Source organism: Parasulfitobacter algicola (genome assembly GCF_013315265.1).
In the GTDB taxonomy this organism is placed as follows: Bacteria; Pseudomonadota; Alphaproteobacteria; order Rhodobacterales; family Rhodobacteraceae; genus Parasulfitobacter; species Parasulfitobacter algicola.
Genome location: NZ_JABUFE010000002.1, coordinates 341,874 through 354,847, shown reverse-complemented (window position 1 = coordinate 354,847; position 12,974 = coordinate 341,874). Strand labels below are relative to the sequence as shown.

Here is a 12,974-nt window from a genome sequence, read left to right as displayed (position 1 = left end):
GCGCGGTGATCAAAGAATATAGCCGTTAAGTAGACGCCGACTGACGGGCACAAAACGCCTTTCTGATCGATGATGAAACGTGAGAGTTTCTACTGAATAGGGGAAATCAACTCATATGGCATTGTCACTCAGGACACTGAATCCTTGGTTTTTTACTAGCCCAAACATCCCATGGCATCATAAAGCGACTTCGCCAGTAAGACCAGTTTCCATATCGCGGTCCGTCTGGTGTTTCGACAATTAGCACCGCATGTGCTGTCCAAGCCGTCTTGTCGAATGTCAAAAGGGTCATATCGCGATACTGTGCCCCAAAGCTTTCGCGTTGGCTTTGATAAATACAATATGGATTACCGTCGGCTTCTCTGATTGCTGAAAGATTGATTAAAAACGGGTATACCGCACTGAAGACCGTTAATGCAGTCAGACTCACGGCGATCCCATTAACCCATGCGATCTGATAACGAATGCCCACCGTCAAAGTAAGCAGGCACAATCCACCCAATGCCATATGTGCGACCAGGGCGTTCGAACTGCCGGCCATATTATCAACCATCAATCCAAAAAGAACGAGGGCAGCCGTTACACCGTTTGCAAAGCGAAGCAGCCAAGGCCATTGCCCGACGACTGGTCTTTCACTAGAATTGTTGTATTTTATTTTGTGCACAATCAGACGACCAATACACATCGCCCCCAAAGATACAGAGATAAAAACTAAAAATGCATTGGTAAACTCCTGCGCTTCATCAGCATGAATTGATGCATCCGGAGGACCAACAAATAAAAGCAACCCAAGACCAATGAAAAAGATGAAAACCCCATTCATGATAAGCCAGAACTGACGCCAGGGTGGTAAAAACGCAAGACCACATAAGAGCACGAAAATAAAAAGTATAAACCCCATGGCGACCCTCTACACCATCCGCAATATCAACAGCAATGTGAGCTTATGTGTAAAGCTTCAGGATAAATCTGGCGAGTATGTCAGCTTGCATTTCTGAGAACGTGTTTGCACTGTTCGATTGGTTGTGTCTTTTTATCGTATTGCTATGAAAAGCAGGCTTTTCCTTTAGTCAGAGTCCACTGGAATAACGCATTCCTTTGTTTTGCCCGGCCCTTCTATGACCCGCACTGATCCCCCAAGTCGGTGACAATCAGAGTAAGGCCACAACTCAATTGGAAATACTGAACCAAGTATCCAACCGAAAGCTATTGCAATACCTACTAAACTGATTTTCTGGATCATCGCATCTAGTTTCGTGTTAATAATGATGAAGCGGCCCAACCGCGCAAACCTCTTCCGCCAGCAATATAAGACCAATTGCCTGAAGTTTGACCAATCCAAACCAGATCGTCGTTGTAAATCACGCCGTAAATCTCATCAGTCAATGATGGTCCGCTGCGGATATTCAGCTCTCCGTCAGGGGAATTGACCCGTGCCATCGTTTGATCTGATCGTGCGATCGCCGCCTGTTGATCAATCAGGCTGGTCTTGATGTTCAATGCACGATCTTCAATGCGAATTTTCAAGCGGTCTACAAATTCTGGCACGTCTGCATTCAAGCTCATGGTGACTGCAATCTCACCATCGCAGCTTTGGTCGACTGCGCGCATGTTGGATGTTGTTTGCCACTCAGTGTCAAGCGCCCCTTGATCAAGCCAAGCCCACCATTGTTGATAGGTGTACGTACATGCCAAATCTGTCCCGGGGGCGATCAGCGCGCCATCTTTGACCAGCCACAGATATTTAACGGTGGTTGTGCTTGTTTGCTCTGCTTTCGTTGAAAAAGGGCCGAATTGACTGACTAAACCTTCGATCACCGCTGTTTCAGAGGGTCGACGTCCATTACCGTTCGCAAAACGATAATAAGCATTTACCCGCGTCAACTGAGCGCCACTTGGTGGTGCTGAAAACGCCAAATCAAGCGACACATCAGCCAGACCTATCTCGGCTATACCAAAAAAAGTCGATTGACCCCGAAAACTCATCTGCATTGGGGCAAACAAACCGACGAATGGAGCCACACGATCTTCGTATGTGTGCACAACTGCGGGATACCGTGCATCCGCACTTTCAAGCTCTTGTGTGTTGCTTTTAAAGCCACGCAACTGGCGACACGCCTGAACCGGATAAGCGCCCATCGAAAGCCCCGGGATAGGAAAGAATGCCATTGGCCAGTCGGCACCGTTTACATCGGTAATTGCTTCCGGCCAGTCACCGCTTGGAGCGTAGGCCGAGCAGTTTTCATTTGCATTGGCGTAATCCGCTGTGATTACAAAAGCGAACACAAGAAACCGCAAAATCATCTGTATACCCTTATCTGTATACCCTTATAAATACTTTTGATTGGTGCTGCTGCAGTTGCGCCAGCACTTGCAAAACGCAGCTATTTGTGCAGTTTTCCAAACACATAGCAGACGGCCCAAATAGTGTCTATCGCGACAAACCCAAGAGGATACAACGATGACGCCTTTCCGACAGATCCTCGTAGTTTGCGGATTTATACTGTTAATCTTGCCAAGCTTAGCCACAGCGCAAACCGCACCGTCGATCAAGCTTTTCTCTTGCACATTGAACGATGGTGCCAATGCACTTGCGGTGCATCTTGTTGAAGATCAAGTCATCTACAAATATTCAGATGATCTGGAAAATATCGAGCTGACCCTTTTCGATAAGATCCCGAATGTACGACACACTCTTGGTTTGTGGGACGGCCCGAATTTTACGGAAACTGTGACGTTCTTCAATGGGGACACGGCTTATGAGGTCTTTAGTGAAGTTATTCGCCTGCCTCTCGCGCCTCATCTGGACGTACTGGGTGGGCGGCCAGTGGATGGTGGTGTTGTAATCACCCAACCGAATGGTAAACGGACCGAAGTATTATGTGATCGAGGCACGATTGCACCCCGAAATCCGCTGATGCGCTTGGTAAGGCTCACGCAGGCTAAAACCCCCCAATACAACTTGTACCAAGACTGCGTCGCATCGGGCATCCTGCCGCATGGGTGTATAGAACTTTCACTGGATCAATGTGCCGCCATTGAGCGCGAGCGTCCATACCCGTTAAATTGCCTGTCAGAGCATCTGACTTTGGCACTTGTCACACTTGAAGAAAACTATACGGCCGCGCGCGCTTTCGCGGAAACCGAAGGCCTTGATGTCGAAGCTTTGGCATTTTCACAATCCGTCTGGGAAAGGCATAAACAGGTAGATTGCGATATCACCGAAACGCTAAGCCAAAGGAAAAGCAACCGTTTCGATAGCCGCTATACTTGCGGCATTAACTATACGCTTGACCGCATCGCGTTCTTACAGCGCTACCTTAATGGTCTGCTTTAAACAGGCAGATCGGTTCATTGGCAATTATTTGTCTGCTCCCAAGTAGACCTCTTTTGGAAGCGGCTATGGTGCGCGTTCAGCAAATTGACGAAATCCGCAGATTTGTGCGCCAAACTGCTTCTTGCTGATCCGAGGCCAAATCCGAGATTGAACTCCGAAGCGCAGCACTAGGGGCTTACAGACGTCAATCTGGGGTCGTTTGCGCAACTTGCGACTGCCCTTAGCTTCCGGCTTTCAGGAATAGCACGAATGAGCTGCACTTTAGAACAAAGGGCATGTTCTTATTCATCACGGAATGCGCCAAGCTGAGCCAACCGAACAGTCCACTAATTCGCAAAATCTATCCGTAATCAGACGCTATATTGGTAAATAATACTGACCTGGCTAAGTTCTGCAAACCCGGCCCCCGCTACTGTCCCCCCAATACACAAAGGATGATCTCTTGCTCGGCAACAGACCTACCTTCCTGATCTATATCCACGCGATGCCCTATATCGGGGGCCAGCCGCTGTCTCGCTGGGTTTCTCCAGCCCCGCTGGTCGCAATCTTGCTAGGGTGCGGTCCCCGGTATGTCAGACCACACTATTGTGGCTTCACCATCCGGTGGGTTCCTTAGTCGCGTTTTTGAGCGGTCCTAGTAGGAGCCGGTATCGCTCGGAGTGGGATAGTTCCCAGATCATCACATGCTCTTGCTGGCCGGTGCGCAAGTAAACCGTGGTGTCCATCTTTGTCTTGGGGTTGCTGCAACTGGAAAACGGACAGGCGAAACCAGATGCGGCCCCCGATGTTCATGCGATCAGCTGACAAATGTCCTCGCGGCCCAGTTTTTGCATACCAGAGAGCCTCTCAGATGCAGAGCGCCTGATATATGAGATTTGCTTTATTGACGCCCACCGACTCCGGTGAGGGTTTGCCGCATTGAAAGACGGGGTAAACTCATGTGTCAGATAGTCGCTCGGAACAAACCGTGTTTCCGATGTGTCAGATTTGTGCCAATCGGAAACATGCGTTCCTGCATCGTTCTGCAAAAAGCTACATTTACCTACATGGCAACTACCTTTGCCTATTGCTGTTTTTACTGGGGATAGGTATGTCCGGCGGTGGGACACCCTTCCCCAACGAAGGGCGCTTATCTGGAAGGATAGCAGACATGGCTATGCAAAAACCGGCGACGCGGCCGGTAAATCCGCGTTTTTCCTCTGGCCCCTGTGCCAAACCCCCCACATGGACTCTGGACGCCTTACAGGATGCTGCCCTTGGCCGCAGCCACCGCGCCGCTGTGGGCAAGACCAAGCTGAAAGACGCGATTGAGACAACGCGCGCGGTTCTGGGCGTGCCTGCGGATTACAAGATCGGGATCGTGCCTGCCTCGGACACCGGCGCCTACGAAATGGCGATGTGGACACTGCTGGGCGAACGGCCTGTGCAGATGGTCGCTTGGGAAAGCTTTGGCGCCGGTTGGGTCACCGATGCCGTCAAGCAGTTGAAAATCGAACATAACGTTCACACGGCCGAATACGGCGAAATCGTCGATATGGCGGCGCTGAATTATGATCAGGACGTGTGTTTTACATGGAACGGCACGACCTCGGGTGTGCGAATGCCGAATGGCGATGCGATCCCTGCAAATCGCGCGGGTCTTACGCTTTGTGATGCGACCTCGGCCGCCTTTGCGATGGATCTGCCCTGGGACAAGCTGGATGTGACGACCTTTAGCTGGCAAAAAGTGCTGGGCGGTGAAGCGGCCCATGGCATCCTGATCCTGTCCCCGCGCGCCGTCGCGCGGCTGGAAAGCTATACGCCCGCATGGCCCCTGCCAAAGATTTTCCGCCTGACCAAGGGTGGCAAACTGATCGACGGGATTTTTGAGGGCGCCACGATCAACACGCCTTCGATGCTGTGTGTTGAGGATTACCTGTTCGCGCTGGATTGGGCGAAATCGGTGGGCGGCTTGTCTGGATTGATGAAGCGCGCCAATGCAAATGCGCAAGCCATCTGGGATTTCTGCGACCAGCATGACTGGATCGATAATCTGGCGGTCGATCCCGCGACCCGGTCCAACACCTCGGTCTGCCTGAAGTTCACCGATGACCGGATCACCGATGGCGCAGCCTTCGCGAAAGCCGTGGCCAAACGGCTTGAGGTGGAAGGCATCGCGCTGGATATCGGCGCCTATCGCGATGCACCCGCCGGTCTGCGGATCTGGTGCGGCGGCACGGTTGAGACCGCAGATATCCAGGCGATGTTGCCCTGGCTCGAATGGGCCTTTGCCACCGAAATCGAAGCACACTCTCAAGCAGCCTGATCGCATTCCAGCCGTTGCGAACCCTTATTGCAAGACGGGTTCCAAGCGGCCCGGATGCGCCCACTTTCAAAGATAGGAGCCCCAAATGGCCCCCAAAGTTCTTATTTCCGACAAACTCAGCGATGCCGCTGTACAAATTTTCCGTGACCGCGGGATCGATGTGGATTTCCAGCCAGACCTAGGAAAAGACAAGGATAAATTGCTGGAGGTTATTGGCCAATACGACGGCCTTGCCATCCGATCCGCCACGAAAGTCACCGAAAAAATCCTGGCCGCTGCGGATAATCTGAAGGTCATCGGTCGTGCAGGGATCGGTGTCGATAACGTCGACCGGGAAGCCGCCAGCAAAAAGGGTGTGATCGTCATGAACACCCCCTTTGGCAACATGATCACCACGGCCGAACACGCGATTTCGATGATGATGGCCGTGGCGCGGCAAATTCCTGAGGCCAATGCCTCGACCCACGCAGGTAAATGGGAAAAATCCCGCTTTATGGGGGTTGAACTGACCGGTAAAACCCTTGGCGTCATCGGTGCGGGCAACATTGGTGGGATTGTCTGTGATCGCGCCCACGGCCTGAAAATGAAGGTCATGGCCTATGATCCCTATCTGGGTCAGGAAAAGGCCGACAAGATGGGCGTGCAAAAGGTTGAACTGGACGAACTTCTTGAAAAAGCTGACTTTATTACGCTGCATGTGCCGCTGACGGATCAGACAAAAAATATTATATCGGCTGAGAATATCGCCAAAACCAAGCCCGGTGTGCGGATCATCAACTGCGCCCGCGGCGGTCTGGTCGATGAAGAGGCCCTGGCCCAAGCCCTGAAATCCGGCCACGTGGCGGGTGCCGCCTTCGACGTCTTCGCGGTTGAGCCCGCCACCGAAAGCCCCCTGTTCAACCTGCCGAATGTCGTTGTGACCCCGCACCTGGGCGCGGCCACGACCGAGGCGCAGGAAAATGTCGCGCTGCAAGTGGCCGAACAGATGTCGGATTATCTGCTGACCGGGGCTGTGACCAACGCACTAAATATGCCATCGGTGACCGCCGAAGAGGCCAAGATCATGGGCCCCTGGGTCAAGCTGGCCGGGCATCTGGGGGCCTTTATCGGACAGATGACGGACGAACCGATCAAGGCGATCAACATTCTGTATGACGGCGAAGTGTCCGCCATGAACCTTGAGGCGCTGAACTGTGCCGTCGTCGCGGGCATCATGAAAAAATCCAATCCGGATGTGAACATGGTATCGGCCCCCGTGATCGCCAAAGAACGCGGCATCAAAATCTCGACCACCAGTCAGGATCAAACTGGTGTGTTTGAGGGCTATATCAAGGTCACAGTCGTCACGGACAAACGTGAACGGTCCATCGCAGGTACGGTTTTCAGCGATGGTAAACCGCGCTTTATCCAGATCAAAGGCATCAATATCGATGCCGAAATCGGCGTGCATATGTTGTACACCACCAACGAAGATACCCCCGGGATCATCGGCCTTTTGGGCCAAACCATGGGCGAAAACGGCGTGAATATCGCGAACTTTACATTGGGCCGGTCCGATGTTGGCGGCGAAGCGATTGCGTTGCTTTACGTTGATAACCCTATCCCGGAAAACGTGCTGGACAAACTGACCGCAACAGGCAAATTCACACAGGTGAAGCCTTTGGCCTTTGATATCAGTTAGGACACCATATGCTATACGCCATCGGCGACATCCACGGTCAGATCGAAATGCTGGAAAGCGCGCTTGATCTGATCCACGCCGATGGTGGTCCGGATGCGGAAATCGTCTTTCTGGGTGACTATGTGGATCGTGGGCCCGACAGCCGTAGCGTGCTCGATACCCTGATCAATGGGGTCAATGTAGGCAAACCCTGGACCTGTCTTAAAGGTAACCACGATCGCATGTTCGAATGGTTTCTGGAAGATCACCCCATTCAGGACCCGCATCTGTTCATCGATCTGCATTGGCTGCACGACCGTCTGGGCGGGTTGGAAACGCTGGCCTCATATGGTCTGGAAACCAAAGAACGCCGCCGCCTTGGCGATCTGCACGATGAAGCGCGGTGCGCCGTTCCCCAGGCCCATATTGATTTTCTGAAAAACCTGCCCCTAGTGCATGAAAGCGATGATCTGCAATTTGTTCATGCGGGCATCCGCCCCGGTATTGCAATGCAGGATCAGGCCGAAAATGACCTGTTGTGGATCCGCGAAGAATTCGTCACCCACACCGATCCGCACCATAAGCTGATCGTCCACGGCCATACCGCGCTGGATCATCCTGAACACTTCGGCAACCGCATCGATCTGGATGGCGGTGCAGGCTACGGTCGCCCTCTGATCCCTGCTGTCTTTGAAGGCGCAGACTGTTGGGTGCTGAAACAAACGGGTCGTGCCGCCCTGAAAGCGACATCATGATACGCTGTCTTATCCCCGCAATTATCCTGACGCTGTCGGCCTGCAGTAACGATCCCGCAACAAGACCGCCCCCAGGCGGAGTTTTGTCATTTAGTAATGAATGCGACTATCCGATGGATATCTGGCGGATGGATGCGGGTGGGAAACGGACGTCTCTGGGCACACTTGAACCCGGTTATTCATATATAGAAAAAATTGAAGATGGTGCGGCCTTTGATCGTGACCAGATAAAGTTCATCGCCTCAGGCCGATACTTTCAAAACCGTATCTTCAAGGTCAAACATTTACGCGAAAATATGTTTGTAGCCGGGCCAGCATCGTCAAAAGACTGCTCATAGCAGACGCCATAACGCCTTCTTCTTGGTAAAAAATATTCGCGCCGCAGGCAAAATCGCGTGGGCACCACGCGGGTAAAATGCGCGCGCCCAGCGCGCTCAATTGTATTCCGGGCCCAAATCAACGGCAGTGCGATCAATCCAATGATCTTGCAGCCAATCGCAAGGGCGCGAATGTCGCAGCCAGGATCCGCGATAGCCTTCAACCGCTTCGGGCATCTTTGGGCGGCCGTGAAAACACACCACGCGCGCATTATCCGGCAGGCGCGGGGCACGCAGGTAATTCACCGGTGGCAGGCCAAGGCAATCATGCTTGAAGCTGACCACCAGATCGTTGGGAATATAATGAAAATCCCCCCGTTCCTGTGCATTGGTCGAGGTATAGCGCTGTTCTGACCCGCGGGCTTTTTCGACTTGGGCCGTGGGCTTGGCGGCCAGATCATCATACAGATACCCATGCACCGCAGGATCAAATCGAAAGACCGATCCATGACCTGTGGGGCGCCCGCGCCGGGCCTCGACCCAATCGGCACGCATTGCAACCTTGCCCGGGGCATCCGACCAGATCGGTCCCAGATCGCCCGTGATCACCACATCCAGATCAAAGCCCAAAAATGGTCCCCGCAGATCCGGTACCAGACCGGGCCGAAACAGGCTGACCTTGCGCATCGCGCCCTGACGGTTCGCCACAGCAAGGGCCGCGTTCATTTCATCATGAAACGGCTCAACCGGCAGCGGCAGGATTTCCACATCAGGATGAATGCCATCGCTTTGTTCAGTCATGCAGAAAAAGCGTATGTCTTTGCGCAGATTACGCCGCACACCGGAATACAGCCGGTTGACATATTCAGGCCCGAAAAGCGTGCCCCATTTGATGCAGATGATGTTTGCCATTTCCATGTCCGATCCCTAGCCTGCGCACGCGCAGGCGGCAAGGTCATCCGTTGGCGGGCATCCGGGTTTCGATCATCTCGACCCACCAGCTGCTGCCTGCGGGGATCACATCGTCTTCAAAATTATACTCGGGGTGATGCACAGGTGCCGTGTCGCCATTGCCCACCAGAATATAAGCCCCAGGCCGCGCGTTCAGCATAAAGGCAAAATCTTCGCCCCCCATGACAAGGGGTGCGTCATCACATTGTCCGCTGACCTTACGCGCAGCCGCAGCGGCATATTCGGTTTCGACTGTGGCGTTCACCATGACCGGATAGGCGCGCAGATAATCCACCTGTGCCTGCCCGCCAAAGACCTGTGCGGTTTGTTCGGTAATCTCGACCAGTCGTCGTTCCGCCAGATCCTGAACATCCGCGTCCATCGTGCGCACAGTGCCCTTCAGCGTGACCATTCCGGGGATCACATTATGCGCCTTGCTTTCGGTTTCAAACGAGGTCACGGAAACGACCACCTGTTCGACCGGGTCCACATTACGACTGGCGATCGTTTGCAAGGCCAAAACGATGTGGCTCGCGATCACGGTTGTATCGATGGTTTCATGGGGTTTTGCGGCATGGCCACCCTTACCTGTCACTTGGATCGTGAATTGATCTGCGGCTGCGAAAAACGACCCCGGTCGGATTGCAAAGCGGCCCACGGGCTGGCCCGGCCAGTTGTGCATACCGTACACTTCCTGAATGCCGAACCGATCCATCATGCCATCTTCGACCATCTCGCGCCCGCCACCGCCGCCCTCTTCGGCAGGTTGAAAAATGACGACAGTGGTGCCATCGAAATTCCGCGTCTCGGCCAGATACTTCGCAGCACCCAGCAACATTGACGTATGCCCATCATGCCCGCACGCATGCATCTTGCCCGGCTCGGTCGAGGCATAGGGCACTCCCGTCGCCTCAAGGATTGGCAGCGCATCCATGTCCGCGCGCAATCCCACAACACGCCCCGCGCTGTCAGACTTGCCTTTGATCACGCCGACAACACCCGTACGCCCGATGCCAGTTACGATCTCATCACAGCCAAATTCCTTTAGCTTATCCGCCACGAAAGCGGATGTGCGATGGGTGTCGAACATCAATTCAGGATGTGCATGCAGATCGCGTCGCCATCCGGTGATTTCATCATGCAATTCCGCCAGACGGTTTTTGATCGGCATCAGATATCCTTTATTATTTTTCCATAGATCTACGGATCCGACGGACCATCCACCACACAGCCAAAATAACAACCGGGGTCGCAAGCGCCGTCAACAGCAGTTTCGATACCCCGAATATATCACTTGTTGGCCCAATCATATACAGCACAAGATTAACGGCGTAATAGCTGATCGCCACGACAGAAAGTCCTTCGACTGTTTTTTGCAATCGCAACTGCAATCCAGCGCGTTCATCCATGCTTTCCAAAAGTGTCTGGTTTTGCGCAGACCGTTCCACATCAACCCGCGTGCGCAGCAGATTGCCCACACGAATGGCCCGTTCAGCCATCGCATGCAGTCGCCTTTCGGATGATTTCACAGTCCGCATCGCCGGATCAAAACGCCGCATCATGAATTCTGAAAACGTTTGCCGTCCTTTGAACCGCTCTTCGCGCAAAACCTCGATCCGTTGGGTCACAATCGCCTCGTAAGCACCTGTCGCTCCAAAGCGGAATGAACTTTGCGCAATCAGATTTTCCAGATCGGCCGATATGGACAGCAGCGATTTCAAGGTATTATCAGCCGCAGCCGTATCACTGGCCATATCCCCCATCAGGCTGGACAGCTGTGCCTCGATCCCACCGATCTGACCGGACATGTCCCGCACGCGCGCCAACGCCAGCATCGAAATCGATTTATAAGTCTCGATCTCGCACAAGCGTTGTACCACCCGCCCGATCCGTCGTGCGCCGATGTCTTTGTTCACAAAAACCGAAAACCGCATGTGTCCTGCTGGATCAATCCGAAAATCACCCGCGATAACGGCAGTGTCGTCCAGAACGCGGCTGACGGCCAAACTTTCGGCCACATACCATTCGGCCAGTTTTTCGGCGACCTGATCGTCGTTTTCGGGTCGTTCTTCGACGCGGATCAGGGCGGATGTCATGCGTGCGCCCGGTGCTTCGGCCAGCCAGTCTTCAGGGAAAACATCGAAGCTGGCCGGATCAAAAGGCCGCTCGCTTACGCTTTCATCAAAGGCCGTATACGTCACAAATTCTGTGTGTTGTTCCCATTTCAGTGTAAAGCGTCCCAGATTACCGGAATAATGCGTCGCCCCTGGCGCAGGGTGCGGCACACCGTGCCGGTCCAGCAAGGCCAACAGATGCGCGCGGTCCTGATCCCGATCCCGCGCGGCGGCATTGGATGGCTGTTTGATCGCAAGATAGGCCGCCATGCACGGCGCATTCAATGACGGGAACGGGCGCGCGTGCAATTCATTGGCAAGCGTATAGCGTAAAGGATGATCGTCTATCGGGCTCATGTCTATGCGTCCATTGGCTTGCCAATAAACTAGACGGGTACAGAAAACTGTAAACTAAAAAATAGAAATAAATCGGTTACTTACGGGTACACATCGGTATGCAGATGCGAATTGATCAAAATGCGACCTGCCCAAGATACAGGGCAGATCGCAAATATCGCCTTAATCACGATTGCGGATGATGTATCGAATTTTGCGCCTTTCGTGATGATCAACGGCGCGTGATCCGCGATACCCAAGCCGGTCCGCGCGATCTTCCCGGCGATCTATCCGGTCTTCAATTCTGTCAACTGGGCCGTGATCTACCCTGCGATCAATAACGTTCTCGCGTCGATCTATCCGGTCTTCAATGCGGTCCAGTCGCTTTATCGGATTATCCGCAAATGCCGGCATACATATTGTCAGGGCCATGCTGGCGCCTATCATCCAAATCGAACGTTTCATCAGTGGTCTCCTTTTTAAAGAACATCCATGAAACGATATGGCGCAAATATTCCGTCGCACACGTAGTGAAATATAGTCTGCATTCGGCAGAAACACGCCAAAGACCGTTTATTCGATCAGAACAGGATAAAGCGATGCGACCAACAAAACGGCCATAACGACGTTAAATGTCCGCAAACGCAGGGGCGTTGATAAAAAACGCGTGACCTGTTTGCCCAGAACGATCCAGGTGCTGTTGGTGATCAGCGATACGATGACGAAAATGACGACCAGACCGGCAATTGCAATCCAGCCTGTACCAATCGCATAAAGGGTTACCGCCCCGGCCGACATGGCCCAGGCTTTGGGATTAACCCATTGGAACAATGCAGCCTGCAGCGGTGTCATCGGACGTCCTGGCGCATCTGTTTCCTTGACTGGGGCTGCACGCACGATTTTGACCGCAAGCCACAGCATATAACCTGTCGCAAGCACCTTCAGTACGGTTTTCGCCACTGGATAAACATCAAAGATTTGCGACAGTCCCATCGACATAATGATCATCATTGATGCAAGACCTGCCCAGATCCCAACCATATGCGGCACGCTGCGCAGATAACCAAAGTTGGCCCCTGATGCGAGAAGCATGATATTATTTGGCCCTGGCGTTCCTGTTGAAGAAAACGCAAATAAAATCAGGGGCAGGATCAGGCTGTAATCAATCATTCGGACACACTATGCTGATTTATCCGAAA

12 protein-coding genes are annotated in these 12,974 nt (G+C 53.1%); 5 read left to right on the top strand and 7 right to left on the bottom strand.

Features of this window, described 5'->3' with window-relative positions:
- Positions 1-124: 124 nt before the first annotated feature.
- The gene (locus HRQ87_RS05560; RefSeq protein WP_174136091.1) at positions 125-901 is read right to left on the bottom strand and encodes a hypothetical protein; all 777 of its coding nucleotides are present in this window, start codon (positions 899-901) and stop codon (positions 125-127) included.
- Between the two features lie 347 nt (positions 902-1,248).
- Positions 1,249-2,304, bottom strand: a complete 1,056-nt coding sequence (locus HRQ87_RS05555) for an SH3 domain-containing protein (RefSeq protein ID WP_174136089.1) — start codon at positions 2,302-2,304, stop codon at positions 1,249-1,251.
- 157 nt (positions 2,305-2,461) lie between these two features.
- Between HRQ87_RS05555 and HRQ87_RS05550 the strand changes: the two genes are divergently transcribed.
- The 5 genes from HRQ87_RS05550 (at position 2,462) to HRQ87_RS05530 (ending at position 8,395) form a co-directional block, all read left to right on the top strand.
- Positions 2,462-3,337 carry a hypothetical protein gene (locus HRQ87_RS05550; protein ID WP_174136087.1) on the top strand — a complete coding sequence of 292 codons (876 nt, stop codon included), beginning with the start codon at positions 2,462-2,464 and terminating at the stop codon, positions 3,335-3,337.
- A 1,150-nt stretch (positions 3,338-4,487) separates the two neighbouring features.
- Positions 4,488-5,642 carry a phosphoserine transaminase gene (locus HRQ87_RS05545; protein ID WP_174136085.1) on the top strand — a complete coding sequence of 385 codons (1,155 nt, stop codon included), beginning with the start codon at positions 4,488-4,490 and terminating at the stop codon, positions 5,640-5,642.
- An 85-nt stretch (positions 5,643-5,727) separates the two neighbouring features.
- Positions 5,728-7,323 carry a phosphoglycerate dehydrogenase gene (gene serA / locus HRQ87_RS05540; RefSeq protein ID WP_174136083.1) on the top strand — a complete coding sequence of 532 codons (1,596 nt, stop codon included), beginning with the start codon at positions 5,728-5,730 and terminating at the stop codon, positions 7,321-7,323.
- Positions 7,324-7,331: 8 nt separating this feature from the next.
- Positions 7,332-8,057, top strand: coding sequence for a metallophosphoesterase family protein (locus tag HRQ87_RS05535; protein ID WP_174136081.1), 726 nt, complete (start codon positions 7,332-7,334; stop codon positions 8,055-8,057).
- Positions 8,054-8,395, top strand: coding sequence for a hypothetical protein (locus HRQ87_RS05530; RefSeq protein WP_174136079.1), 342 nt, complete (start codon positions 8,054-8,056; stop codon positions 8,393-8,395). The genes HRQ87_RS05535 and HRQ87_RS05530 overlap by 4 nt, the downstream gene beginning before the upstream one ends.
- Positions 8,396-8,491: 96 nt before the next feature.
- Here the strand turns inward: HRQ87_RS05530 and HRQ87_RS05525 are convergent, their stop codons facing one another.
- The 5 genes from HRQ87_RS05525 to HRQ87_RS05505 form a co-directional block, all read right to left on the bottom strand.
- A complete protein-coding gene (locus HRQ87_RS05525) occupies positions 8,492-9,292 on the bottom strand; it encodes a glycosyl transferase (RefSeq protein ID WP_174136077.1) in 801 nt (266 codons plus the stop codon).
- 37 nt (positions 9,293-9,329) lie between these two features.
- Positions 9,330-10,496 carry a M20 aminoacylase family protein gene (locus HRQ87_RS05520; RefSeq protein WP_174136075.1) on the bottom strand — a complete coding sequence of 389 codons (1,167 nt, stop codon included), beginning with the start codon at positions 10,494-10,496 and terminating at the stop codon, positions 9,330-9,332.
- A gap of 13 nt (positions 10,497-10,509) precedes the next feature.
- On the bottom strand, positions 10,510-11,796 hold the full coding sequence (locus HRQ87_RS05515) for a DUF3422 family protein (RefSeq protein WP_174136073.1): 1,287 nt from the start codon (positions 11,794-11,796) through the stop codon (positions 10,510-10,512).
- Between the two features lie 162 nt (positions 11,797-11,958).
- On the bottom strand, positions 11,959-12,240 hold the full coding sequence (locus tag HRQ87_RS05510) for a hypothetical protein (RefSeq protein ID WP_174136070.1): 282 nt from the start codon (positions 12,238-12,240) through the stop codon (positions 11,959-11,961).
- A gap of 108 nt (positions 12,241-12,348) precedes the next feature.
- The gene (locus HRQ87_RS05505) at positions 12,349-12,945 is read right to left on the bottom strand and encodes a LysE family translocator (RefSeq protein WP_174136068.1); all 597 of its coding nucleotides are present in this window, start codon (positions 12,943-12,945) and stop codon (positions 12,349-12,351) included.
- Positions 12,946-12,974 lie beyond the last annotated feature (29 nt).

Excerpts from the sequence above, each read along its gene's own strand:
- HRQ87_RS05530 (WP_174136079.1), top strand. The coding sequence starts at position 8,054 with ATGATACGCTGTCTTATCCCCGCAATTATCCTGACGCTGTCGGCCTGC.
- HRQ87_RS05560 (WP_174136091.1), bottom strand. The coding sequence starts at position 901 with ATGGGGTTTATACTTTTTATTTTCGTGCTCTTATGTGGTCTTGCGTTT.
- HRQ87_RS05525 (WP_174136077.1), bottom strand. The coding sequence starts at position 9,292 with ATGGAAATGGCAAACATCATCTGCATCAAATGGGGCACGCTTTTCGGG.
- HRQ87_RS05515 (WP_174136073.1), bottom strand. The coding sequence starts at position 11,796 with ATGAGCCCGATAGACGATCATCCTTTACGCTATACGCTTGCCAATGAA.
- HRQ87_RS05555 (WP_174136089.1), bottom strand. The coding sequence starts at position 2,304 with ATGATTTTGCGGTTTCTTGTGTTCGCTTTTGTAATCACAGCGGATTAC.
- HRQ87_RS05535 (WP_174136081.1), top strand. The coding sequence starts at position 7,332 with ATGCTATACGCCATCGGCGACATCCACGGTCAGATCGAAATGCTGGAA.
- HRQ87_RS05505 (WP_174136068.1), bottom strand. The coding sequence starts at position 12,945 with ATGATTGATTACAGCCTGATCCTGCCCCTGATTTTATTTGCGTTTTCT.
- HRQ87_RS05520 (WP_174136075.1), bottom strand. The coding sequence starts at position 10,496 with ATGCCGATCAAAAACCGTCTGGCGGAATTGCATGATGAAATCACCGGA.
- serA (WP_174136083.1), top strand. The coding sequence starts at position 5,728 with ATGGCCCCCAAAGTTCTTATTTCCGACAAACTCAGCGATGCCGCTGTA.
- HRQ87_RS05510 (WP_174136070.1), bottom strand. The coding sequence starts at position 12,240 with ATGAAACGTTCGATTTGGATGATAGGCGCCAGCATGGCCCTGACAATA.
- HRQ87_RS05545 (WP_174136085.1), top strand. The coding sequence starts at position 4,488 with ATGGCTATGCAAAAACCGGCGACGCGGCCGGTAAATCCGCGTTTTTCC.
- HRQ87_RS05550 (WP_174136087.1), top strand. The coding sequence starts at position 2,462 with ATGACGCCTTTCCGACAGATCCTCGTAGTTTGCGGATTTATACTGTTA.